The organism is Polyangiaceae bacterium, from assembly GCA_020633235.1.
Classification (GTDB): domain Bacteria; phylum Myxococcota_A; class Polyangia; order Polyangiales; family Polyangiaceae; genus JACKEA01.
The window spans coordinates 1,038,992-1,062,065 of the sequence record JACKEA010000001.1 but is presented as its reverse complement, the minus strand read 5'-3'; the positions used below and the strand labels follow the sequence as shown (position 1 = coordinate 1,062,065).

The 23,074-nt window shown below is 66.8% G+C and carries 22 protein-coding genes and 3 tRNA genes; 11 read left to right on the top strand and 14 right to left on the bottom strand.

Annotated features, from left to right (window positions below):
* The first annotated feature begins 5 nt into the window (after window positions 1-5).
* Window positions 6-647, top strand: coding sequence for a TetR/AcrR family transcriptional regulator (locus H6717_04755; GenBank protein MCB9576315.1), 642 nt, complete (start codon window positions 6-8; stop codon window positions 645-647).
* Here H6717_04755 and H6717_04750 read toward each other — a convergent pair.
* The 3 genes from H6717_04750 to H6717_04740 all read right to left on the bottom strand — a co-directional run bounded on the left by H6717_04750 (window position 644) and on the right by H6717_04740 (window position 4,008).
* Window positions 644-1,432: a hypothetical protein gene (locus H6717_04750; protein ID MCB9576314.1), complete on the bottom strand. Its 789-nt coding sequence runs from the start codon at window positions 1,430-1,432 to the stop codon at window positions 644-646. The two genes, H6717_04755 and H6717_04750, sit on opposite strands and share 4 nt — an antisense overlap.
* 201 nt (window positions 1,433-1,633) lie before the next feature.
* Entirely contained in the window at window positions 1,634-2,911 is a 1,278-nt protein-coding gene (locus tag H6717_04745) for a hypothetical protein (protein ID MCB9576313.1), read from the bottom strand.
* Window positions 2,908-4,008: a DUF2249 domain-containing protein gene (locus H6717_04740; GenBank protein MCB9576312.1), complete on the bottom strand. Its 1,101-nt coding sequence runs from the start codon at window positions 4,006-4,008 to the stop codon at window positions 2,908-2,910. Before H6717_04740 ends, H6717_04745 begins: the two co-directional genes overlap by 4 nt.
* On the opposite strand from H6717_04740, the gene H6717_04735 reads away from it, so the two are divergent.
* Window positions 4,007-4,432 (top strand): hemerythrin domain-containing protein, encoded by a 426-nt coding sequence (locus tag H6717_04735; protein ID MCB9576311.1) that lies wholly within the window; start codon window positions 4,007-4,009, stop codon window positions 4,430-4,432. The genes H6717_04740 and H6717_04735 overlap by 2 nt on opposite strands.
* 40 nt (window positions 4,433-4,472) lie before the next feature.
* Entirely contained in the window at window positions 4,473-5,444 is a 972-nt protein-coding gene (locus H6717_04730) for a nitronate monooxygenase (GenBank protein MCB9576310.1), read from the top strand.
* Here H6717_04730 and H6717_04725 read toward each other — a convergent pair whose 3' ends face one another.
* On the bottom strand, window positions 5,445-6,368 hold the full coding sequence (locus H6717_04725; protein ID MCB9576309.1) for a hypothetical protein: 924 nt from the start codon (window positions 6,366-6,368) through the stop codon (window positions 5,445-5,447).
* 165 nt (window positions 6,369-6,533) lie between these two features.
* Complete coding sequence (locus H6717_04720; protein MCB9576308.1) at window positions 6,534-7,295, bottom strand: hypothetical protein; 762 nt, start codon at window positions 7,293-7,295, stop codon at window positions 6,534-6,536.
* A gap of 141 nt (window positions 7,296-7,436) precedes the next feature.
* On the opposite strand from H6717_04720, the gene H6717_04715 reads away from it, so the two are divergent.
* Window positions 7,437-9,596, top strand: coding sequence for a radical SAM protein (locus H6717_04715; protein MCB9576307.1), 2,160 nt, complete (start codon window positions 7,437-7,439; stop codon window positions 9,594-9,596).
* A gap of 129 nt (window positions 9,597-9,725) precedes the next feature.
* Here H6717_04715 and H6717_04710 read toward each other — a convergent pair whose 3' ends face one another.
* On the bottom strand, window positions 9,726-10,307 hold the full coding sequence (locus H6717_04710) for a hypothetical protein (GenBank protein ID MCB9576306.1): 582 nt from the start codon (window positions 10,305-10,307) through the stop codon (window positions 9,726-9,728).
* A gap of 204 nt (window positions 10,308-10,511) precedes the next feature.
* A complete protein-coding gene (locus H6717_04705; GenBank protein ID MCB9576305.1) occupies window positions 10,512-11,027 on the bottom strand; it encodes a hypothetical protein in 516 nt (171 codons plus the stop codon).
* Window positions 11,028-11,056: 29 nt separating this feature from the next.
* Between H6717_04705 and H6717_04700 the strand changes: the two genes are divergently transcribed.
* Together H6717_04700 and H6717_04695 are read left to right on the top strand one after the other, a co-directional pair.
* Entirely contained in the window at window positions 11,057-11,785 is a 729-nt protein-coding gene (locus tag H6717_04700) for a FadR family transcriptional regulator (protein ID MCB9576304.1), read from the top strand.
* Window positions 11,782-13,281, top strand: a complete 1,500-nt coding sequence (locus H6717_04695; protein MCB9576303.1) for a cellulase family glycosylhydrolase — start codon at window positions 11,782-11,784, stop codon at window positions 13,279-13,281. The genes H6717_04700 and H6717_04695 overlap by 4 nt, the downstream gene beginning before the upstream one ends.
* 13 nt (window positions 13,282-13,294) lie before the next feature.
* Here the strand turns inward: H6717_04695 and H6717_04690 are convergent, their stop codons facing one another.
* Entirely contained in the window at window positions 13,295-13,501 is a 207-nt protein-coding gene (locus H6717_04690) for a hypothetical protein (protein MCB9576302.1), read from the bottom strand.
* Between the two features lie 678 nt (window positions 13,502-14,179).
* Between H6717_04690 and H6717_04685 the strand changes: the two genes are divergently transcribed.
* From H6717_04685 to H6717_04670, 4 genes are all read left to right on the top strand, one after another.
* Window positions 14,180-14,575, top strand: coding sequence for a hypothetical protein (locus H6717_04685; protein ID MCB9576301.1), 396 nt, complete (start codon window positions 14,180-14,182; stop codon window positions 14,573-14,575).
* 359 nt (window positions 14,576-14,934) lie between these two features.
* A complete protein-coding gene (locus H6717_04680; GenBank protein ID MCB9576300.1) occupies window positions 14,935-16,104 on the top strand; it encodes a hypothetical protein in 1,170 nt (389 codons plus the stop codon).
* Between the two features lie 403 nt (window positions 16,105-16,507).
* On the top strand, window positions 16,508-16,792 hold the full coding sequence (locus H6717_04675; GenBank protein ID MCB9576299.1) for a hypothetical protein: 285 nt from the start codon (window positions 16,508-16,510) through the stop codon (window positions 16,790-16,792).
* Entirely contained in the window at window positions 16,770-17,444 is a 675-nt protein-coding gene (locus H6717_04670) for a nucleotidyl transferase AbiEii/AbiGii toxin family protein (GenBank protein MCB9576298.1), read from the top strand. The genes H6717_04675 and H6717_04670 overlap by 23 nt, the downstream gene beginning before the upstream one ends.
* A 264-nt stretch (window positions 17,445-17,708) precedes the next feature.
* On the opposite strand, the gene H6717_04665 is transcribed toward H6717_04670, so the two are convergent.
* The 3 genes from H6717_04665 to H6717_04655 form a co-directional block, all read right to left on the bottom strand.
* Window positions 17,709-18,818, bottom strand: coding sequence for a slipin family protein (locus H6717_04665; GenBank protein ID MCB9576297.1), 1,110 nt, complete (start codon window positions 18,816-18,818; stop codon window positions 17,709-17,711).
* A gap of 553 nt (window positions 18,819-19,371) precedes the next feature.
* A tRNA-Gly gene (locus H6717_04660) sits at window positions 19,372-19,442 on the bottom strand.
* A 13-nt stretch (window positions 19,443-19,455) separates the two neighbouring features.
* Window positions 19,456-20,259 (bottom strand): helix-turn-helix transcriptional regulator, encoded by an 804-nt coding sequence (locus tag H6717_04655; protein MCB9576296.1) that lies wholly within the window; start codon window positions 20,257-20,259, stop codon window positions 19,456-19,458.
* Window positions 20,260-20,741: 482 nt separating this feature from the next.
* On the opposite strand from H6717_04655, the gene H6717_04650 reads away from it, so the two are divergent.
* A complete protein-coding gene (locus tag H6717_04650; GenBank protein MCB9576295.1) occupies window positions 20,742-21,200 on the top strand; it encodes a hypothetical protein in 459 nt (152 codons plus the stop codon).
* A 5-nt stretch (window positions 21,201-21,205) separates the two neighbouring features.
* Here the strand turns inward: H6717_04650 and H6717_04645 are convergent, their stop codons facing one another.
* From H6717_04645 to H6717_04635, 3 genes are all read right to left on the bottom strand, one after another.
* A complete protein-coding gene (locus H6717_04645; GenBank protein ID MCB9576294.1) occupies window positions 21,206-22,546 on the bottom strand; it encodes an exo-alpha-sialidase in 1,341 nt (446 codons plus the stop codon).
* A 207-nt stretch (window positions 22,547-22,753) separates the two neighbouring features.
* Window positions 22,754-22,839: transfer RNA gene (locus H6717_04640), tRNA-Leu, on the bottom strand.
* Window position 22,840: 1 nt separating this feature from the next.
* Window positions 22,841-22,928 (bottom strand) — tRNA-Leu (locus H6717_04635).
* Window positions 22,929-23,074 lie beyond the last annotated feature (146 nt).

Sequence of the window (23,074 nt, the reverse complement as noted above, 5' to 3'; positions counted from 1 at the left end):
TAGCGGTGATGAAGGAGAGCACGGACTCGGCGTTCAAGCGCTTCTTCCGTCGCATTCCGCTGCAGTCGCGCTCGCGGGCCGTGGTCCGAGCTCTGGTGGAAGCGTTGGACGAGCGTCTGCGCCAGGGGGAAGACCCTTCCACGCTCCCGGTGGACCGCTTGGCCAAACGTGCCGGCGTCGGCGTCGGTTCGTTCTACGAGTACTTCGCCGGTAAGGACGCCCTGCTCGGGACGCTGATCGGGCAGATCACGCGCGAGAACTTCGCGAAGCTCCTGCACGGCGTGCCCCAGAACGGGGCGTCCTTGGAGGCCGTGGTGGAAAAGGTCGCAGACGCCACCACGCACACGTACCTCGAGCATCCGGCCCGCACGCGCATCGTGATCGCTGGCATCGCGCGCCTCGGCCTCATCGAGGTGATCACCGCGGAGCGCGATCGCTTCTCCGACGAGCTGGCGCGCGCCGCGCTGCCGTTCCGTCCGCGCTGGCCGGAAGAGGTGCTGGCGGCGCGCATGCGCGCCGTGTCCGATGCCGCCATGGGTATCATCACCGCGGAGCTGTACCGCGCCTCGCCCCGCTCGCCGGAGCGCATCGTTTCTTTGCTCGTGAGCACCGCCGTCGCGATGCTCCCGCCCGAGCCACCGCTTTAGCCGCGGCGTCGACGCAGCAAGAGAGCAGCCGCCGCCAGCAAGGGCAGCCCGAGCCAGCCCAGCGCCGAAGGGCCGAGCGTAGTGGAGCACCCCTTGCGGCAGCCGCCGCCGTTCTCGCCACCGAGCGGCTCGGGGTTCACCGTTGGCCCCGTCGTTCCCGGCGCTCCCCCGCTTGCCCCGCCACCGGTAGCGGTCGTTTCGTCCGGAGGCGTCGCGAACTCCGTGCTCGGAGCGCCCCCAGCGCCCGCGCTCCCGCTCGAAGCCGGCGGGGGATCGGGCATCACGCCCGAGGACACCTTCGCCTTCGTCTTGCCGACGGCGCTCGGCGGGTAGCACAAGCCGGTGGGCCGACACTGCGCCGGCGCCTTGCACGCGCCGTCCTGGCCACAGATGTTGATCAGCACCCAATCCTTCTTCGGCGGACCGTCGGGTGGCGGCGACGGTGGCTCGGCCAAGAGGTTGTCGCGCGTGACGGTCCTTTGCGCGCCCCAACCCCACCCGGTCCAGTGCAGCTCGCGAAACTCCTGGCACACGTCCACCTGAAGACACTTGCGACCGCCGTCGCAGTTGTCGTCCGAGGAGCAGCGCGCGAGCACGCACTGTCCGCGCAGCTGGCCGCGGTACCCAGGCGGACAGTTCTTGGGCGCTTCCAATACGCACTCCGGCCCGCCGTGGCTCGTGACGCCCACCTGCCCCTTGGGGCAGTGCTTGGGTGGCGGTGGCACGACGTCCGCGCTTGCCGAGCGGCTCGAGAGCAGAACGCCGAGCACCACGAATGCGGGCACGAGCGCCCTTCCCGATTGCCTCATTGACGCAGGATACGGACGTTCCCGCGGCGGACCGACAAAAAAGATAGAAGCGTCGGTGCTCAGGCGGAGGGCTGAGTCCGATGACGGTGGCCACGCGCTGAGTGGCCTGCTCGCGCCACGTGGCGGGCACGCAGCCCGCGGTGCCCACGCGCTTCTCCACCCCAAGGTGCGGAGGTGTCACCCCAAGGGCGCCAAGCGCGGCCGCAGCACGCGCATGAGCGACGCGCCGAGTGAAATGCCCGTCAACACCAGGCCGCCGCCGGCGGCGCGGGCGAGAGCGTCCGACGCGAAGGCGAGGGCCGCGAGACCGAGCAGCACTGTGGTCGAATGCACGGCCAGGCCCAGCTTGGCGGAGCGAGGCGGCCACAGCTGCTTCATCGGGGGCACCGGAGCGTGGCCGACCAGACGTGAAAAGCGGTGGAACCAAACCAGGAAAGGCACGATGCGGGAGAGCATCCCGTGCACGATGAGCCCGGCCCATCCCCACACCACCAGCCAGCCGAACGCGACGGGGCAACGCGAATCGTCCGAGAGCGTGGCCAGCGCCGCGGCAGGCAGCAGGGAGAGGCCGACGAGCAGACCCGCTTGCCAGAAACGTACGCTCGGATCGACGCGCCGGCGCTTCCTCCGCCGGATGGCCCGCAGCGTGAGCAGCGGATGGAGCCCCCACACGGCGATGGCCCCGGGCGCCGCGGCCAACGCGACGACGACCGTGCTCGCGCTGGACAGCGCGGCGGCAACGAGAGCGAGCAGGCTCGATCCGATGGCCGCAACGATGAGTCGTTCCGCCCAGCGGGGCGGCGCCGGCGCCAGGTAGAACATGGGGACGACTTGGAAGCTCACGGCGGTGATCAATCCGCCCAGCCACACGGTGAAGCCAACGGCGACGTGAATGGCCATCCACTGCGGGTAGTGGGAGCTCGCTGCCTCCGAGCCTCGCAGGATGGCCATCGTCACGCCCAGCACGACTAGCGTGACGAGCCCCAGCACCGCCACGCGCATACCGGTCACTGTGGCAGTCCGCGTCGGCGCACACGCGAGGGCGACGCCCACCGGCACGATGAATCCGATGAGGCTCGACGCGAGACCGACAGCACCCAGTAGAACCGCGACGCGCGAGCTCTCGAGCAGTCCATAGACGAGCGCTGCGCCACCTCCGACCAGGCAAGCGTGGACCGCGTGGGCGAGTCTCACCAATGCGACCCGAGCACCGGCCACGACCGGAATCATCTGGTACAGCGCGCCGAGCATGACTGCGGCGAGGAATCCGATGGTGCCCAAGTGGAGCATCGCTGGCGCATGTGCGCCAAAGCGTGTCCAGAGCAACTGTTCCCCACCGTAGATGAGCACGACTCCTGCTGCGATGAGCGCGACCGGCGCCACCAGGAAGAAGCTCACGGGGATCAGCAGCGGTGGCGCTTGCTCGAGGCTCAGGCCTTCGGTGTCGGTCGTCACGGCTTGAACACCCGGAGGAGCGCCGTGCCATCCTGCTCCTCGTAAACGGCGTACTGGAGGCCGCGTTCTTCGAGGTGTGGGAACAGAAGCCGGGGCACGCGGGGCACGCGCGCCAAGTACACCCGGCCGCGGGGCAAACGCGCGCACGCCAACAGTACGCGCTCCAGTGGCTCGGGCGCTTCCAGTTCCCTCAGATCTTCGGGTGCGGGCGCGCCGCCATGAACGATCTCAACCACCCACAGCTTCCCGTTCACCTGCTCCGCGCTGACAGCGTGACCGCGGGAGCCGAGCAGCGAGAGGAGTGGCGTCGGCCGGAACGGCACCTGCAACTTCACCACGCCACCTGGACCCACTGCTTGGACGGCGGCGAGCACGGAATCCAGCGGATCAACGCCGCGAGCCAAGAGTGGGCGTGCATCCACGCTCTGGAGGCCTTCGCGCCGCACCTCCGCGTGCACGTTCGCCGGCTTCGACGGATGAGCCGCCATGACGCTCTTGAGCCACAACGCAAACAGTCGACGTCCTTGCTCGACGAGGGGCTCGTCGCGTTCTTCGAGGCGACGGCTGGAGGTGAGCGCCTGCAGGAACCCGACAAAGAGCGTCGCTGCATCGCGCGGCTCTACCGTCGGATCGAAGGTGCCGTCGCGCTGCCCCTCGCGAACCAGCTCGGCGACCAGCGACAGCTGCATGGAGTGAAGCTGTCGCAGCGCGCTCAGCAGTGGACTGTCGCCGGCAGCGACGTTGGCAAACAGCAAGCGCGGCAGTCCGGGGTTTTCCGTCACGTAGCCCACCAGCGCGTCGGCCAGGGCTCCGAGCCGAGCGTGCGGCGCAGAGGGTGTGCTCACGATCCGAGTGACGACGTGGCCGAGGTCTGCCCGCGCGGTCGCTATCACCTCCACCAAGATCGCTTCTCGCGACCTGAAATGGCGGAACAGCGCGGGCTGCGAAATGCCGACGGCCCCGGCGATCCGCCGAGTGCTGAGCTCCGAAAGCGGCGCCTCTGCCAGCAGAGCCAGCGCTGCCCGCACGATCTGCTCGCGGCGGTGCTCGCTTTTCTCTCGCTCGGCGGGATGCACCATGTTATCGATCGATAACATGGAAGCGACGCATCCCAGCAGCTTTTTCACCGAAGACCATCGACACTGCGACGAACTCTGGGCCCAGCTCGAAGAGCATCCGACCTTGGAAGCTTGGCGCTCCTTCGACCGAGCCTTGCGTCGTCACTTCGCCATGGAGGAGGACGTGCTGTTCCCCGCCATCGAGGCGGCGATGGGCATGCACGGTGCCGGGCCGACTACGGTGATGAGAACCGAGCACTCGCAAATGCGGGCGGTGCTCGAGCAAATGGGACGCGCCGCCGAAAGCGGCAACCTCGACGAAGCGCTGGACCATGGCGACACGCTCTTGATGCTCACGCAGCAGCACAACGCCAAAGAGGAAGGGGTGCTCTACCCCTTGGCGGACCGGGCTACCGCTAGCCTGTGGACGGAGCTCCGAGGAAAGCTCAGGGCGTTTGGTTGAGTCGCCCGAAGGTCGCCAAATGCGTGTATGAGGACCTCCCATGAAGACCAAGATCACCGAGCTGTTCGGCATCGACCATCCGATCATTCAAGGGGGCATGCACTACGTGGGTTTCGCCGAGCTCGCCGCGGCGGTGTCGAACGCCGGCGGTCTCGGAATCATCACGGGGCTCACGCAGCCGAGCCCGGAAGCGCTGTCCGCCGAGATCGAGCGCTGCAAGAAGATGACGAACAAGCCCTTCGGCGTGAACTTGACGTTCCTGCCCGCCTTCGCGGCGCCGGACTACCCGGGCTACATCGACGCGATCATCTCCGGCGGCATCACCATCGTCGAGACCGCGGGCCGAAACCCCCAGGAGCACCTACCAAAGCTGAAGGCGGCCGGCGTTCGCGTCATTCACAAATGCACGAGCGTACGCCACGCGCTGAAGGCCGAGAAGATTGGCTGCGACGCCGTGTCCGTGGATGGCTTCGAGTGCGGTGGACACCCCGGGGAGGACGACATCCCGAACATGATCTTGCTGCCACGCGCCGCGGAAGAGCTTTCGATCCCGTTCGTGGCCTCCGGCGGCATGGCGGACGCGCGTTCCCTGGTCGCTTCCCTCGCCCTCGGCGCCGAGGGCATGAACATGGGCACGCGCTTCATCGCCACCCAGGAAGCGCCGGTGCACGACAACGTGAAGCAGGCCATCTTGGCAGCGTCGGAGCTCGACACGCGCTTGGTCATGCGTCCGCTGCGCAACACCGAACGCGTGATGAACAACCAAGCGGTGGAGCGCATCCTCGAGAAAGAGCGCACCCTCGGGGACAAGCTCCAGATCCAGGACATCCTGCAAGAGGTGGCTGGCGTGTACCCGAGCATCATGCGCGAGGGCGAAATGGACGCGGGCGCTTGGTCGTGCGGAATGGTCGCGGGCCTCATCCACGACATTCCCACCTGCAAAGAGCTCATCGACCGCATCATGCGCGATGCCGAAGCGATGATCCGCGGGCGGCTCACGGATCTGCTGTAACTACGGATACCGCTTCGCCATCACCGAAAGCACGGTTCCGTCATCATATTTTGGCTGGAACAGCGCGAAGGACACGCCGTGGTCCGCCAACGTGTTCACGGTGGCCACGGCGTCCGCCTGGGTGATGCCGCCGTAGTCGGGCCGCATGCCGGCGTCCCCCATGGGAATGATGGGATGAGCGTAGCCGCCATCGATCCACGCCTTTCCGAGCGCCAGGTACTCCGGCCCCTTCAGGTGATACCGCCACGGAGAAGCGCAGTGGGTGTGCTTCTGCAACGACGAGATCATGTCCGAGAAGCTCGTCATCCCGTTCATCAAGTGGTTCAGGTACATCGACGGAACGTCGCAGAAGATCTTCCCTGCCTTCTCGGCCTCACTGAACAGCACCTTCAGCATCGGCTCGCCGAGAGAAAGCGTCCACCCTTCGTGATCCAGTGCGATGCCGTCCACCATCGGATCCTCCAAGGCGGACTTGGCCCAGGCGCGCACCTGGTCGAGCGACATGGGCAGCGAATGGATGGGACAGGCGGGATGCAGCGCGCGCAGGTTGATGGCGCCGGCGACAGCGCCATGCGTTGCCATCACGATGGGGCGGTTCAGACCGTAGTCCGTGCTGGCCGCGCCGCACTCTTCCCAGAGCGCCGGGCGCATGTGCAGAGCGGCGGAAATGTCCGCAGGCCACTCGTCGACCAGTCCGTCGCAATCGTCGTCGACGTCGTTGCCCACGATCTCCTCCGGCAGCTTCGGGCACGGGCTCGCTTGCTGAGCGTCGCTCCCGGCGTCGATGCCACTCTCTGCCGCGGCATCGACCTCGACGCGTGCGTCCATCGGCTCTGTGCCGCCACCTCGTCCAGGCGCCACGTCCGTCGCCCCACTGCCGCACGCGCTCAATCCGAACAGCAAGATGGCCCAGGCTCGTCTCATGCCGCCCACTTCAGCAAGCCCCGCGCCAGCACGTCGGTCCCGAGATTCCTCGCGGTTGCTCTCGACGTTCGCCGGCTCCGCGCGTGGGACTGCCCCGGGGCAACCGCCAGTGGTCCCAGCTGTTTCGTTTGGATGTTGGTGCGGCGCGAGCCCCGTCACGCCGCTCTAGCGCAGCCGGGCGAGCGCCTCGCCCACGTGTTCCAGCGATGGCCGGCGCTGCGGCACGGGCTCCGTCAGCTCCAGGACGAAATTCCGGAGCTCCGGCGAAAGCGAAGGGTCGACACTTCGCGTGCTCATCGACGACGGCTCCGTGCCGCTGGGGCCCCGCGCGGTGAGCGCGAAGTGGAGCAGCGCGCCGAGCCCATACACGTCTGCCGCATGTAGATCGGCATCATCCGCCCGCAGGCGTTCTGGCGCGGCGGCCAGCAGCGCATCCGCGACGCGCATTTCAGTCTCCGGTTTCAGCGTGCCCAAGAGCCAACCGCCGAGCTTCACCTGCCGCGGACCCAGCTGGACCCAACGCGGGTGGACGTGGCCGTGGGCACACGGCAAGAGCTTGTCGCCCTCGAGCGGGATCCCTCGCTTCAATCTCGAAAGCGCGCGCCAGACTTCGCCCATCACCGCGAGAGCTTCCCCTCGTGTGAGCGGGCCCGTCCTTCGCACCCGATCCATCAGGCTCTCGCCCTCCACCCACTCCAGGAGGACGACGTCTCGCGCGTCCGTCAGCTGCGTCTCGAACGTTCGCACCACGGTCGCCTCCGCGGGCAGACGCGCGAAGAGTGCCGGGTCGGCCCACGGCGGCCACGTGAGCGGGGGAGCAATCACGGCGCAGACCTGACCGTAAGTGGCGTGATCGCAGCGATGAAACTCGACGCTGCCTCCGGAATCCAGGCGGCGTGTCGACGTACACCCGAAACCGAGCTCCACCCGCAGAGCGTAGGCCGACGCGAGCCACCTGCCAACGGCGCGTTCATGGCCAGCGCAGTGTCGTCCATCATTTCGCGAAGAGCCGCGCGGCCGAACACTCGCAGGAGCCGCGGTGGTCCCCGGCGGGAAAGGGTGGCGCTCATGCACGTCGTGCTCGTGGGAGCGGAGTTCGAGGAGAACCTGGCGGTGCGCTACCTGCGCGGAGCGCTGGAGCACGCGGGGCACCGAGTCACCACCGTCGTCTTCAACGAGCCCGCGGATAGCGAGCGGGCGGCGCGGGAGATCGCCGAATCCGGCGCGCCGCTGGCGGGGCTGTCGATGGTGTTCACCTATCGCGCGCGGGAGTTTGCTCGCCTCGCCGAGCGCACGCGGGAGCTCGGTTTCTCCGGGCACGTGATCGCCGGCGGCCACTTCGCCGCCATGCACGCGGCAGAGCTGCTTTCCGACGTGCCCGCCCTCGACTCCGTGGCGATTGGCGAAGGCGAGCTGATCCTCTGCCAGTTGGCCGAATCCCTCGCCGACCCGTCACACGTCAGCGGGCTCGTCTGGCGCAACGGTGAACACATCCAGCAGAACGCCGACGCGGTGAAGCCCCCGGACCTGGACGTGCTGCCGTTCCCGCCGCGCAAGCAACCCTTCGACGACTACCTCGGGATCCCGATCACGAACATCTTGTCTTCGCGCGGGTGCTCGCGAAGCTGCGCGTTTTGCTCCATCGCGGCCTGGCACAAGCTGTGCGGCGGCGAGCGCCTCCGGCTGCGCAGCCCCGAGCAGGTGGCGGAGGAGATGGCAGAGCTCCATCGCCGCGGCGTGCGCGTGTTCAACTTCCACGACGACAATTTCGTGCTCGACGACAAGGCCGCGATGCATCGCCGCCTCGACGAGCTGGACGCCGCGCTGCGCGCCCGCGGCGTGACCAGCCCCATCGCCTTCGCGATCAAGTGCCGGCCCGATACCGTGGACGTGGAGCTGTTCGAGCGCCTCCGAGCCATGGGCATGTTTCGCATCTTCTTGGGCGTGGAGGCCGGAACGCCCGAGTCCCTCCGGCGGCTGGGGCGCGGTCAAACCGTCGAAGATAACGTGCGCGCCCTCCAGATCGTGAGCCAGCTCGACATCCACACCTGCTTCAACCTGCTGCTGCTCAATCCCGATTCCACGCTGGAGGACATGGCAGACAACGTTGCCTTCTTGCGCCAGCACCCGCACCACGCGATGAACTTCTGCCGCACCGAGGTGTACTCCGGCACGCCGCTCGAGCGCTGGCTCCGCCGGCAGGATCGCCTGCTCGGTGACTATTGGGGCTACGACTACCAGATCAGCGACCCGCGCGCGCAGACGGCGTTCGAGATCATGTATCCGGCCTTCGAAGCACGGAACTACGGCGACGAGGGCTTGCATCACCTGACGATGCAGATCGACTACGAGCAGCAATTGCTCCAGCGCTTCTTCGGTCCACATGAAGCGCTCCGCCGCAGGGTCAAGCAGCAGATCGTGAAGGTAAACTTGAACACCTGCGATCATCTGGATCGGCTGATCGCCGGTGTCGACGCCCTCGCGGATCCTTCGGATGCGGCTCTTTTGCTGGAGGAGATCAAGGCTGGGGTGGTGCGAGACAACGAGCGCCTCGGCCGCGAGGTGAAGGCTCTGCTCGACGAGATCCGCACCGCTCCGTTCCAACCCACTCGCGGCAAAAAGGCCAGTGGCTGGGTGCAAGCGGCGGCCAGCGCGGGCTTGGTGGCGTCGGTCACGCTGGCCAGCGCGGGCTGCAAGGAGAAGAGCCATCCCACCGAGATGGTGGCAATCCCCACGGCCACGGCTTCCGGTCCGCCCCCGAAGCCGGTGGACGCGCAGGTGATTCCGCCGCTGGGTCCGGAAGGGCTGGTCAAGCCAGCGCTCGGCGAAAAGCTGCTCCCGGTCCTGCGCGACGCCGTCGCCCCGACCGACAGTGTCGAGCTCGAGCTGTGGTTCGACGACAACCGCAAGGTCTCCAAAGCCGTCCTTCACTCGCCAAAACTCGACGCCGACGCCGAGAAGAAGATCTTGGATGCAGCGCGGGAGCTCGAGCTCTCGGATCGGGATCCCGACGTGCGCGGTCAGCGCTTCGTCGTGCACTTCTCCCACAGCGACATCGCCCCCTCGAAGCCGGATGCGTCCCCCACGTCCAAGCCCGTGCCAGTGCCCACGACCCACATGAAGGAGCGCGTTCCGCGCCCCGAGATGGCGCCGCGCCCGCCGCCACCGCGTCCCGAGATGGCGCCGCGCCCGCCCAAGCCCGGAGGCAACTCCGGATCCGGCATCTGACAGGGCTTGTTGGTCCGCCGCGGCCACGTCGCGGCGCGAGCGCGTCAGCCGCGCTGAACCCACACCTCCACCGCCTTGTGCAGCTACCGCTCGCGCGGAACCGCAAGAGGGGTCGTCCGATGGAGCGCTTCAACATTTGCCCGTGTCGTTCGACTCCGAACAGGCGGGAGGTCGGACCGCCGCATCGCTCGGCCCCGCTTCCGGCCCAATGCCTCCTTCCACAGCGTGAAGCAGTAGCGTGACGTGGTTGGTGATCTTCGCGCAGCTCAGGGAATCGTACGCGAACACCTCCACTTGGCGAGTCACATATCCTGGCGCTGAGAGCTCGACGGCGTAGCAGCCCATCTCCCCGAGCGCTCCCAGAAGGACGCTACCTGGCTTCAACACAATGGTGAAAACATTGCCTCCATCTTGCTCGCCAATCAGAGTCGCCTCCAGTCCAGCAATGGGTTGACACGACACGTCGTCGATGACGAGGAGCACCGCCCCCCACCAGAGGTCAGCGTCACAACCAGCGGGACCGTCCTGATATGGATTCGCGTCGGTCGCCCCACTGCCGCCCACAGCGACGCCCCCAAATCCGCCGTTCGCGCCGACCCCAGCGTCCGCCCCTCCCGTAGCGCCCGAGTCCGCAACGGTTGCCGGGTCCTGGCCAGCGCAAGCCGAGATTGCGAGCAGCGCAAGAATCGTCGCCCTCGTCGAACGGAGCATGCTCGCCTCCTGATGCACGAAACGCGCCTGCGACCGAAATGCAGGTTCCCGGGGGGGCTCTGCCAGCCTCGCAGTCTGGCAGGCCGCGTTTCTGGCACAGAGTGACCCACTCACCGGCGACTGTGCCTCGCGCCGCCGCAGCTACGTCGCGCCGCGAGCGCGTCAGCCGCGCTGAACGATGGCGCTACGCGCGTCGCGCACGCTTCAGGGCACGATCTCGATCTTGCAGCTCGCGACCTTCGTGCCATTCGTTCCCGGCTCCTTGTCCTTGACGAACGTCAGCGTAAGAACGCCGGGCTGGTGTCCCGTCACCTTGTAGACCCACGTGAAGGGGCTGGAACCGTTCACGCCTTGCCAGCTGGCGACGGGCGTGCCGGAACCCGCGAGCTCGAGATCGACCCAGGGATAGCCGGGCGTATCGGTGAACTTCGCGTTGAACGATGCGGAAGCGCTGGGAGCTTTGGGTGTGAGGTTGAAGCGCGAGTCGCACTCGAGCGGTGTGTTCGAGGCGTCGACTGCGGCCTCCTCCCCTGCATCATTGGACGGTGCACCAGCGCTTCCCGCCTTCCAGTCGCTCGCTTCCACGGCGCCCGCATCCCCCTCACCAGGAAGAACGGTGTCGCCGGGCGCGGGCTGAGGATCCTCGACATCTACCAGTCCGTTTGCACAGCCCGCGAGGAGTGTCGCGACAGCGAGGAAGCCCTTGACGCCCGTCTTCATTTTGGCTAGTCCAGTTGGACTAACCAATCATGATCCTCACGAATCGTCAAGCCTCGAAGGCGAAATCCCAGGGGCTCGCGGAGGTCATCGGCGGCGAGATAGTCCGCAGCGACATCCCTGCAACGGCCCATCTGCCGACTGAGCGGGAGCTCGCTGATGTCCACCAGACCAGCCGCGTCACCATCCGCGAGAGCATCGCGAAGCTCGTCGAGTGGGGCCTGCTCCAGGTGCGTCGCGGATCGGGAATGGTCGTGCGGCCCCGCAGTACCTGGTCGTTCTCTGCGCTTCCGCTCGCGGTTCGCGCCATCGACGACCCTACCGCTCTGCAGCGTGTGGTCCGCGATCTGTTGGCGCTGCGTCGCGCACTGGTGTTGCACGGAACTCAGCTCGCCGCCGGGCGCGTGAAGAAGGGTTCCCTGCAAGCAGCGCGCGCGGTGGTCGGTCGTGCCAACGAGGAGCGCTCGCTGGAGGGATTCGTCGCGGCAGATCTCGAGATCATGCGCAACGTCCTGACCTCCGCCGAGCTCTGGCCGCAGCTCTGGCTGATCAACGACATGACCCGGAGCTACCTCGAGCTCGTGGTCGACACCTGGCCGGTCCCGCCCGTGCCGGACGACTACCTGGCCGTTCACCACGCGTACTTCGATGCCATCGAGAACGGAGACGCGGCAGAGGCCTGCTCCATCTTCGGCGACTACTTGCTGCGCCTGGATGGGGCGTTGTGCGCCTCATTGGGCATCCCACTGGAGCAGCCGTGAGCCGGGCGGCGAATCGACGAAGCTGGCGAGGGCTCCTGACGCTGGTACTGCTCGTCGGCGCGACTGCGTGCTCGTCCAACGACGGCGTCGCCACGAACGGCGGCGCGGGAGGCGGCGCCACCGGCGGCAGCGGCGGCGGCGCCACCGGCGGTAGCGGCGGCGGCGCCACCGGCGGTAGCGGCGGCAGCGGTGGCGTCCCTCTTCCGTGCGACGACGGGTTCGTCGTGACCGGTGCACCCGTGCACGAGGGAGTACAGTTCGAGATCAGCTACACCAACGCGATTGGCTACACCTACATCGACATGAACGTGTCCGGGCCGGGTTACCCCGTCACGTCCGCCCTGCCGATCACCGGAGACGGCCCCTACACCTGGGCGTACACGGTCTCGGGTCATGGCACGGGAGTGCTCTCGTTCGACTTCGTCGAGGGCAAGACCGGCGGAAAGGCCGGCAACGTGCTGGCTTCGTGTCAGGTGGAATCGCTGCCGGGGAGCGGCGGCGCCAGCGGAAGCAGTGGGGGTTCGGGCAGCGGGTTCGTCACGCAGAGCGGCACCCACTTTCAGCGCGACGGCGCGGAATACCAGTTCGTGGGCGTCAACCTGCGTGGCCTTCCCCACTACGGTCACGAAGCGCTTCCGTACGCGGACGCAAGTCAGATCGAGCTGAACCTCTCTTCCGTTCAAGGCATGGGCGGTCGCGTGGTGCGCTCCTTCGTCGCCTACCACGGCATCGACGCCCAGGAGACCGGCAACCGACTGGAGAAGGTCCTGAACGCAGCCGATCAGCACGGGCTCACGGTGATCGTCGTGCTGACCGACTTCTACCAAACCGGCTTCAACCCGCAGGGAGACGACGGTTACTACGCGACCGACAGCAACGGCTACGTGGTGCTCGACCACGACTTTTTCGCCAACGGGTACAAGAACAACTACGAGCCCCAGGTCCAAGCGCTGGTCACGCGCTTCAAGGACCACCCGGCAATCTTCTCCTGGGAGCTCGGCAACGAGATCCGCGACGCGACGTTTCAGGGCCAGTCGTCGGGCGCGACGTTCGTGAGCTTCTGCACGAACATGGCTTCGGCGATCCGGGCCATCGACACGAACCACATGATCTCAGTCGGCGAGATTGGGGCAACCATCACGGGCCTGAGCTCGAATGAGCAGCAGACGCTGTTCTCGAACCCCGACATCTCGTTCCTGACGACACGGAGCTACAACGGCGGGAACAGTGACGACACCGGCATCGCCAAGAGCGTGAACAAACCGATCATCGTGGAAGAGGCAGGATTCGACGGCGGCGGACGGCCTGCGAAGGTCGCTCAGGACCTAGCCAAGTGGTTCGGCAAGGGCTGCCGGGGCTACCTGCAGTGGGGGTTCATGGCCAGCGCGGGCGACAACGGCGACGGCGACACCCAGTGGGGTATGGATCACCAATGGCACAAGGACGACTGGGACGGTCTCTACAAGACCTATCAGACGTTCGCCCAAGGGCTGTGAGGGAGCGGGAGGCTCAATGCTCGGCAGCCTCGATCTGCTCCGCGTACGCGTGATATCGCTTCAGAAAATGCCCTGCGCCGCTGCCGGCATCCTTCGGGCGCCCGAGCACGCGCACCCGCTTTCCTGCCAGGGGTCCCAGTAGCTCGGCGGGCTGCTTCCCGGAGCTCGGCCCCACGAATACCTGGACCGAACGCAGCGGGTCCTCACGTTTTCGACACATGGGCACGGGTCGGTCCAAGTCGAGCACGTACCCAACCTCCGGCGTGTCCGGCCAAGGACTGTACCGCTCCGATCGGAGTCGGCCGACGAGCTCCATGCTTTGGTTTTCCACCTGGAAGCCTTCGCGTACACACCCTGCGTCAGCTGACGGAGCCGCCGCCACGACGCCGGCCTCCGAGGCTTGGCCCGCATCGCGCTGGACCGCTGCCGCAGACGCCGCGCTGGCCGGCGGCCTGACGGCAGACGACGCCGAGGCGGACGACGCCACGGTCTTCGTCGGTGGCGGCTCGTTGGCTTTCAGCTTGGAGCACGCGCAAGAGATACTGGCTCCGACCAGGACGAACGCCGTGATCGCTCCCGCTAGCTGCCGCCACATGGGGAGAGTCTGCACGCGCTACGAGCTTGGCGCCGGAGTTTCCCGCGCTGACACCAACCACGGGCTCCGCCGTCGACGTCGCTCCCCGCGATTGGTAGAGGTCTTGGCAGGTTGGGGGACCTCCTCGGGCGCGTCGATGCGACTCTTTCTCGTGTGAATCCGTGGGCGGACAAGGCCTGAGGGAGTGCACCGAGCGCGCAGGATTGGGCCGCGCTTGCTGTCCCTGAGCGAGGCATTGGCCGCTCGCGATCGTTTGCGGGAGCGCGAGGACGCCGAACTGTTCGAGCAAACGTTGCCCTGGTCGTGAGGACTTTCGACGAAGACGCATTCGTCGTCTACCAGGTGGGCGGACGTGAAGGCGGCAAGCTGTTCTACACGGCGGAGGTGCCCCCCGAGGTCCGAGGGCGTGCGGTCGCCGAAGGCAGTCTTGCCGAGTGGGCGCAGTCGATCATCGCTCTCGACGCCGCCGTCTTCGGTCCCTTCGACGAGATCGCGCGGGCGCAGCGCCGCGTGCTCGCGCAGCCCGTGGTTCGTGCCCTGTGGCAGGGAGACGCCGGGCTGTTCGGGCTCGGCCCGCGGGCAACCGGGCGATCGCGCGATGCCGCACTGGTGTTGCGCCGCGACTGGGGCGTGTTCACGAGCGCCGACATGCGCCGCGTCTTTCGAGATCGTCTTAGACCCACTGTTCACCTGGGTTGACCACCATCGGTGCCACTCCGGCGAGAGCGACGGACAGGTGCCGCCGCTGCCGCGCGTCGCTCGATGGCGGACCAAGCGGCCGGAATGTCTGCAACGATGGCGATCCGAGACGAGCGCGAACTGACGACAGACTTCGACATCGCGAATGCGATTTCAGTTGACGAGCTTGCGGACGCTCCGCGCTCTCATTTCGCCGCTCTGGTTCGCACAGCGCCTGCGCAGCGCACTTGCGCCCGGTGGCGGCGCGTTCGAAACGAAATCGACCTTCGAAGTGTCCGCGTGCTCGAAAGCGCCTCGAGAGGGCGCTGAAGAAGGCGAAATTTCCCGTGGTATGCCGGGGGAAACCACGGGGGTTTGTCATGTCATCATCCAAAGCCATTTCCGTAGAACTATCGACCACCAAGCATTCACTCTCCGCACTTCAAGACCTTTCCAATCGCGACCTCTGGTCCAGCGCGGTCGTCGCCAACGCCGGTCGGCGGAAAGCCACCGCGCGCTTGGTCGCACACCTGGCCGAAATCGACCGACGCGAGCTCGTGTACGACGAGGGCTACTCGTCCATGTACGACTTTTGCGTGCGTGGCCTCGGGATGAGCGAGGGCACGGCGTACCGCAGCATCGCCGGGGCTCGGGCGGCGCGCTCGTTTCCGGTGGTGCTTTCGCTGCTCGCCGACGGGAACCTGCACCTTTCCGGGCTTTCGCTCTTGGCTCCGCGGCTCACGGAGGAGAACCACACTGCGCTGCTGGAAGAAGCCGCCGGCAAGACGAGCGCGGGCATTCGCGTCGTGCTCGCGCGCTGGTTCCCGAAGCCGGACGTTCCGGACCGGGTGGAACGACTGCCGCAGGGCGGAAAGGGGCCGCGCCCGGGGGTGGAGCCGCTTTCGGAGGGGCGCTTCGAGGTGCATTTCAGTGCCGGCGAGAGCCTGAAAGCGAAGCTCGAGCACGCCCAGAATCTGATGAGCCATGTGAGCCGGGAGCTGGAGGTCGTGATCGAACGGGCGCTGGATGCGCTGATTCGCGAGCTTTCGAACAAGCGCTGGGGCAAGACGGACAAGCCGCGCCGCTCCCGCGGAACGAAGCGAGGCGATCCCGGGCGTGCCACCCGGCGCGAGGTGTACGCGCGGGACGGCGCCCAGTGCTGCTTCGTGTCGGAGTCCGGCGTGCGCTGCACGGCGAAGGCGTATCTCCAGTACGACCACATCGAAGCCACCGGCATCGGTGGTGGCGATGACGCCTCCAATGGTCGGGTGTTCTGTCGAAGCCATAATTTGAATGCGGCCAAGAAGATCTTCGGCCGCGAGTACGTCGAAGAGAAGATCCGCCTTCGTCAGCGAAGGCGTTCAGACACCGAGGACGCTGCGGATGCGGAGGCGCGGGAGAAGCAAGACAAGCTCCTCTTGGCGCTGACGAGCCAAGGCTTCAAGAAGGCCGAAGCCACGAAGGCGACGGAGAAGCTCGCTGCCGAAGCCCGGAGCCTCTCGCTGGAAGAGCTGCTCCGTCGTGCACTGGCATTGCTCGTTCCGCGGTAAGCGCGATGCGCGCGGGCTGATTCCGCGCCGAACGGACGCCGGGCCGCAGCTTGTGAGAGAGGACCGACTCAGGTGAGCACTGGGGTTAGTAGCTCCCCCGTGGACAACGCCGCTTGGCACTTCGGAACCGTCGCGGGAGCGCATTTCGCCTACCATAGGCGCGCTCGCAACCAGTCGGCCCCACGCGTTCACGCCATGACCGACGCTCTTACACCGGAGTCGAGTCCGGTTGGAAGACGCCGATGATGGGCGGGGCTTCGACAGCCCCATGCGACGAGAAGGCATCGAGGCGCCACCCCATGCGGGGCGCGCGGGCACTCGCTCGACAGAGCTTGGCCTGACGCGGAGCTTCTCAGGCCATTGGTTTGCTCGGGTGGCGGGCGTGGCGTAGCATCGAAACGTCATGGTCAGCGATTCCGCGCACACACGTCCCGCCTTTCTGTGGGACGTCACCGTCACGGAAGCGGAGTTGCGCGCGCATCTGGCGACCGCGGATCCCGACATCCGCGCGCAGTGGCAGGGTCGCGTCCTCCGCGAGGCGCGCTTCAACGAGGTCTGGAAGTACGTGACGTTGGACGAGGTCGTCCGAGATTGGCCGCGTATCCGGCGACATCTCGGCCGTTCCCGCACATTCTGGGAGTTCTTGCTGGACGGATGGCGCGCTCATGGCTTCCTCCCCGCAGAGTAGTCTCACCCCCTTGCAGCAGGCGTTGCTCAGCGGGTTCTTCGCTCGGGAGCGGCGCTTCTTCCTGACGGGAGGCGGTGCACTGGCTGGGTACTACTTCGGACACCGAACCACGGAAGACATCGACCTTTTCACCCCTCCCGGCCCCACACTGGAGGAGGCCAGCCAGGTGTTGCAGGAAGCTGCGTCAGAAGCCGGCGCAACGCTGGAACCGCAGCGAACCTTCCCGGAGTTTCGGCGCCTGCTCGCGCGCCGCGGCGACGAGACGTGCATCGTCGATCTGGTCATCGATCGCGCTCCAATCATCGACGACGACAAGCCAGTCCGTGACGGCGTGCGCGTCGACTCTCTGAGGGAGATCGCCGCGAACAAGCTGTGCGCGGTCATCGGGCGAGCGGAGATCAAGGACCTCGTCGACCTGCAGGTGTTGCTGACTCATGGCATCGAGCTCGGTGCGGCGGTGCTGGACGCCGAGAAGAAGGACGCCGGAGCCGACCCGGCGACGATCGCGTGGGTGGTGTCGCAGATCAAAATCGGGCCCGACGCCTTGCTCCCGGGCAACGCCGACCCCATCGAGCTCGACCGCTTCCGTACCGAGCTGGTGGAGCGACTCCAAGTGCTGGCCTACGAGCGTACCGGGCGGACGCGAGACTGAGCCGAGCCCTCGCGACGAGAAGACACCGAAGACTCGGCGCACTCTTGTGTGGAGTCGCCGCAACAAGTGGAGCGACGCCGGAGCGGACGCCACGGGCTCCAATTGAGGAAAGGGTGTTGGTTCGCCGCGGAAACAGCGCGGAATGCCGGTCGGCGTCGCGACGGGGATCGCGCCGGACCAACAAAAGAAGACGACAACCCCATGCGACGAGAAGACATCGAGGCGCCACCCCACGCGTGACCGCGCGGGGTGGCTCTCGAGCGCTCAGCTCACGTTGGAGCTCTTCACACCGAACACGTCGGCGGGGAGCAGCGCCTTGAGCGAATCGGCACCGACCACGAGGCGCAGCTCCTGGATGCGCTCTGCGATCTCCTTCATGTTCTCGAGCTCCTTCAGACGCAGCAGCATCGGCTGGTCTGCCATCACCCGAGCGGTGTTGGCCAGCGAGCGGGTAGCGGCCGTCTCCTCCCGGCGGAGGATCACGTTGGCAGCCGCCTCCTTCTCGGCCTCGATCACGCGGTTCAGCAGGGTCTTCATCTCGCCCGGCAGCACCACGTCCTTGAGGCCCACTCGCTCCACGCGCACGCCGAACCGCGAGGCCTTGGGCACCGCGTCCTCTTCGAGGTAGCGGGTCATGGCGTCACGGCCCTCCAGCAGCTCGTCCAGGGTCACGCCCGAGACGAACTGCCGCGCGGCCAGCTGCACGATGAGGTAAACCGCATCGCGCACGTTCGCAACCGAGGTCACGGCGCGGGCCGGGTCCTCGATGGCGAACTCCACCGTCAGCGTCAGTCGCAGGGTGACCTTGTCACGGGTCATCAGCTCCTGACCGACGATGGACACCTGCTCGCTGCGCATGTCCACGGTCTGGACGGCGACCTCGGCACCCGGATGCGACCAGACCGCGTAGCGGCCCGGAGCCAGGGTGCTCCGAAGCTCACCGCGCACGAACAGGAGGCCGCGCTGGTGCGCGATCACCGTGGTGAGCACGTACTCCTTCTTCGGGAGCACGCGCACGAGCTCGTCCGTCAGCTCCGGCATCGGCTCGTCCACGCGGTACACCTCGAGGCGCACCGACGGGTCCACGGTCCAGAAGCGATGCACACCCGGGCGCAGAAACGCCCGCGGCACGCCGTCCTGGAAGATCACACCGCGCTCCAGCACCGAAAGGTGCGCCTCGGCGAACCAGTCGGCGGGCAGCACGGCGCGGGCCTCGGGCTGCGACTGAAACAGGATCTCGTCCGTGTTCCAGCGCAGATCCGTGAGGCGCGTACCCCACACGCGGTGGCGGCCGGGGCCGAGGGCCCGGACGGGCACGCCGTCCTTCAGGACCACCACGCGCTCATTGAGTCGAACATCGAATACTCTCAGCATGGCTCTAGGCCTCCAGCCGGAACCGCCGGCATGCGGGAAGACGAACGTCTTCAGGAAGATCAGGGATGCGCCTCGAAGGGCGCTCCAAAGAGCGGTTCGGCGAACGGCTTCACCCGACGCCCGCGCGATGACCTTCGACAGCGGCTTCGCGAAGCCGCCGCGTCACGCCACCGGGCGAAACGTCACGGACCCGGCGCGGCGCGAAGCGAGTGGGCTCGGTGAGCTGGACGACGACGGTCGCCGCGACGATGGCCGTCGTCCGTGTCAGGGAGCGCACGCGCTTCGGGCACGCGCCGGGCTTCTCCCGAAGCGCCGAAGCGCGAACGAGGGAAAAGGGCTCGGCCGCCCGCCGAACCTGGGATGAGGCGTTATTTGCCTGTGTGGGTGACAGATTAAAAGTCTGTTGCGTTACCACTACGCTACACGCGCGAGCTTTGGAGCACGTGACGGGATTCGAACCCGCGTTCCCAGGTCGGAGTCCGCTGGGACTCACCTACCCGATACCGCGTGCGAACTCGCCCGGCAGGGAGGTGTGCCAGCATGGGGACACCGGAGCGACGGGCGGGAATCGCACCCACATCTCGAGATCGGCATTCTCGCATCTTGCTATTGGACGACCGTCGCAGGTCGTGAGGCGCTACACCGCGCGGCGGCCGAAGGCGCTGGGAGCGACTCCGGTTTGCTCACGAAACGCGCGGGCGAAGCGACTCAAGTCTTTGAAACCGACGGACAGGGCGGCGTCCGTCACGGTGTAGCCCAGGGCCAAGAGCTCCCGCGCGCGCTCGATGCGCAGACGCCGGAGGTACTGGTACGGGCTCTCGCCGGTCTCTTCGCGGAAGAGACGGCTGAAGTGAAAGCGGCTGATGCCGGCGGCGCGCGCCAGGTCGTCCACGCCGAGGGCGTCCGCGAAGTGAGTTTCGAGCAGCGCGACGGCCTGGGCGATGCGCGGATCCCGCGGCGCGACGCCCGTGTTGGAGGCGGCGCGCAGCACCGCGACGACCAGCGCCTGCGCCAGGGACTCGACCATCAAGGACTGACCCGGCCGCGGCGTTCGGGCTTCCGTCTCCAGCAGGCTTCCGAGCCGCGAGATTTCCGTCGCGTCGGCTATGAGCCGCGCGGCGCTCGGGGGACGCAGGGCGAGGCTCGCCGCTACGTTCGAGACGAGGCTCGCCGCGATCCACGCGCTCTGGGCGACGATGCCGTCGCTCACGTGCGTGGCGTGTGCCGTCCGCGCCGGCACGACGATACCGCTCCCGGCCGGGACGACGAGCTCGCTGCCGTCAATGAGGTACCGCGCCTCACCAACAATCACCCACCCCACCTCCACTTCCGCGTGGCTCCCCTCCGGGAACTGGGTGGCGCCGAAACGATGGTGCCAGCTCCGCACGCGAACGCGATCCGTCACCGGTGTGTCGACCACGGCGATGCCCTCGAGCGTCATGCCCCGCGGGCTAGCAGCAAGCATGCCAGGAAAAGCAGCGAGGTTTCGCTAGAGTCTGTTGACAGTTTCTGGATTTGGGATTGCCGACGAAATCCTGCCTCGTTGAGGATAATGCTTGACATGTGTTCAGGTCCTGGTAGGCTGCATGAGTTGGAGGTTTGGCCTCCCGTCGCCGCGAAGCACGCGGAGACGCAAAACGCTTGTGGAGAGGGAAGCTCTGGCGAACCGTCGCTCGTGGTGGTCCGCGAAACTACCCTCGTCGAAGCAGGAAGGGCTTATGCCCGACGCCCGAGAAGGGCGGTGTCGGCAGAAACTGTCAACACGCTTTAGTCACCGTGCAGATGCTGACGGCTCCGCCTCCGGCATGGCTCCACCCCCAACCCCACCCGATAACTGTGGCGCCGACGCCACGACCAGCCCACCTCCGAGCCAGGAAACACAGCGGGAATCACTTGGGTACACCCTTTGCTGTGCGCCGCCTCATGCATCGACTCAGCGCCTTGTCCGTTCCTTTCGTGTTCCTGTTCGCCGCCTGCTTTCCCATGGGTGGCACTCCATTAACCCGCACGGCTGCAACGCCGGCCGACCGCCCCGACGGAAACGGGTGGTACTGCGTGACCTGGGTTCATGACATCGAGGAAGGCTCCTCGCGCGAGCCGCGCATCCGCTCGAAACCGGGCAGTGAGTGCATGCGAACCCTTGATGCGTGCAGTGACCGCAGGAGCAAGGTGGCGGGTGCCCAGTCTCAAGGGTATCGCGATGTGACACAGTGCAAGGAAGCGCCCGCGGCTCACTGTTACGTCGAGCGCAAGGGACAGGAGAACAAGACCGTCTGCTTCGATAGCCCCGGAGAGTGCGAGGAGCAGAGCAAGCTCCTGGCGGACATGCCCGACTTCGATCCGGGGGTGACCGGCGTAACCACCTGCGAGCGCTGGGACTGAGAGCCCTACGGCGTGTCCTCCGCGTGCAGCACGATGTGCGATGCGGCGCTGTTGTCGACAAATGCGGAATACAACCGTCCGCCTTGCCACACCAGGCCCATGTAGTCGCCCAAGAACTTGCTCGTCACGCGCGATTGCTCGAACACCACGGGGCTGCGAAGCACCGTGGTGGGAAAGGTCTTGCCTCCGTCCGTGGAGCGGCCCCAGCGATAGCTCGCCTGATCGTCGCCGTCGCCGCTGCCGGCGTAGTACGTGATGTCCAGGGCGCCCGAGTCTTCCCGCGCCAAGCGCGATAGCAGGAAGTACTTGCCCGCCGAGGGGTCGCCCACATCCACGCGGGATTCGATGCTCTGCCCGCCGTCGCCGGAGTGCGCCAAGCGCAAGCTCGAAAGATGCGCGATCTTCTCGTGGTTGGACGTCGCCACGTCGTCGGACAGGCCGTACAGGATCCAGACGTCTTCACCATGGGCCACGCAGTTGCCGTCGCGCATGAAAGTGAGCTGACCGAATTCCTCGGGCAGCGGGATGCTGATGGCATCGCCAAAGCTCTGTCCCCCGTCGTCGCTACGCCACAGGGCGATGCCCAAGTTGGCGTCCACCATCGTGAGGTAGGCGCGATCGCCTTCCGCACGGCACAGCTGCACGCCGTTCATGAAGCCTTGAAGACCCGTGGAGGGCAGCTCCGAGGTCGACCACGTCGCCCCGCCATCTTGACTGAAGCGCGTGACCATCTTCGCGCTCATCAGGCTTGTGGAAAACTGCGAGTATGCCAAGAACAGGCCCTGGCTCGTCGCCGCGATGAAGGGCTGATCGTAGACGCCCACCTCGGCCGCGGGATCCGTGACCTCCATCGGCGCACCGAACGCCGGTGCATCCGGTGGGAGCTTGGCGACGTACACCCCGAGCTCGGAACGCTGCCCGGTTTGCGTCACCTTCTCGGCGCCCCAGCTGAGAAACACCGTGCCATCTTCCGTCGCCGTGAGGGAGGTGTTGGCAGCTACGTTCTGCTCGGGCTTCAGCGGCAGCGTCTGGATCTCGCCCCATGTCTTGCCGCCGTCGTCGCTCACCCGCGCGGCAACCTGAAAGGCACCCGAGAGGCGATTGTCCCACGCCATCACGATGCGACCACCGGCGGTGACCACGATGGAGGGTTCGTCTTCGTTCACTGCACCGGAGGGCGTGGACACGATGACATCAACGGGTGGCTCCGGAGCGCCCGCGGCGCCGCCCAATCCCGCCATGCCGCCCATGCCGGCGGCGCCACCGCTCGCTGCGGGGCTGCCGTCGCTGGAGGAGCCGCAGCCCACGAGCACCAAGGACATCGCGATGAGGTATCGGAGGGACATGCCCGATCTGTAGAAGTCGCGTGAAAAGCCCGCTACGCGATGCGTGCGGTCCCTTCTGCGAATCGTGCGCTTGGGCCGAACAGGCTCGAACGCGCCCGGGCGTACGACCTTTCGGCGGCGGAAGCAGGAGGACTCGCACCCCACACCTCGCGGTGCGCACCCGCTAGCACCGGGGCCCGTCCCTGCGGACGATTCTGCTTCCAGTCGTGCCATCGCTGGGAGTCGAACCCAGATGCGCTCTTCGGCGCGCCAGCCTCTCAGACTGGTGTGTTTGCCGGTTTCACCACGATGGCGTGGTGCTCGAGGTGAGAGTCGAACTCACAAGCTCTCTTTGAAGCCACAGGTTCTGAGCCTGCTGCGTTTGCCATTTCGCCACTCGAGCGGAGGGAAAGCTGACATTCCACTTCCTGGTCATCAGCTCCAGTGTTTGGGAGGAGGGCGGAGGTCACGCTCCCCAGACCTTGCGGTCCGATCTGTTTTCGAGACAGTCCTGGTCCTCGACCAGTTCACCCCCCAGGGGTGCGGGAC

Coding starts and splice junctions, on each gene's coding strand:
- H6717_04710 (MCB9576306.1), bottom strand. CDS start 10,307: ATGCTCCGTTCGACGAGGGCGACGATTCTTGCGCTGCTCGCAATCTCG.
- H6717_04655 (MCB9576296.1), bottom strand. CDS start 20,259: ATGACGCTCGAGGGCATCGCCGTGGTCGACACACCGGTGACGGATCGC.
- H6717_04680 (MCB9576300.1), top strand. CDS start 14,935: ATGTCATCATCCAAAGCCATTTCCGTAGAACTATCGACCACCAAGCAT.
- H6717_04690 (MCB9576302.1), bottom strand. CDS start 13,501: ATGTGTCGAAAACGTGAGGACCCGCTGCGTTCGGTCCAGGTATTCGTG.
- H6717_04715 (MCB9576307.1), top strand. CDS start 7,437: ATGCACGTCGTGCTCGTGGGAGCGGAGTTCGAGGAGAACCTGGCGGTG.
- H6717_04740 (MCB9576312.1), bottom strand. CDS start 4,008: ATGTTATCGATCGATAACATGGTGCATCCCGCCGAGCGAGAGAAAAGC.
- H6717_04650 (MCB9576295.1), top strand. CDS start 20,742: ATGCATCGACTCAGCGCCTTGTCCGTTCCTTTCGTGTTCCTGTTCGCC.
- H6717_04705 (MCB9576305.1), bottom strand. CDS start 11,027: ATGAAGACGGGCGTCAAGGGCTTCCTCGCTGTCGCGACACTCCTCGCG.
- H6717_04735 (MCB9576311.1), top strand. CDS start 4,007: ATGGAAGCGACGCATCCCAGCAGCTTTTTCACCGAAGACCATCGACAC.
- H6717_04645 (MCB9576294.1), bottom strand. CDS start 22,546: ATGTCCCTCCGATACCTCATCGCGATGTCCTTGGTGCTCGTGGGCTGC.
- H6717_04675 (MCB9576299.1), top strand. CDS start 16,508: ATGGTCAGCGATTCCGCGCACACACGTCCCGCCTTTCTGTGGGACGTC.
- H6717_04730 (MCB9576310.1), top strand. CDS start 4,473: ATGAAGACCAAGATCACCGAGCTGTTCGGCATCGACCATCCGATCATT.
- H6717_04725 (MCB9576309.1), bottom strand. CDS start 6,368: ATGAGACGAGCCTGGGCCATCTTGCTGTTCGGATTGAGCGCGTGCGGC.
- H6717_04665 (MCB9576297.1), bottom strand. CDS start 18,818: ATGCTGAGAGTATTCGATGTTCGACTCAATGAGCGCGTGGTGGTCCTG.
- H6717_04700 (MCB9576304.1), top strand. CDS start 11,057: ATGATCCTCACGAATCGTCAAGCCTCGAAGGCGAAATCCCAGGGGCTC.
- H6717_04670 (MCB9576298.1), top strand. CDS start 16,770: ATGGCTTCCTCCCCGCAGAGTAGTCTCACCCCCTTGCAGCAGGCGTTG.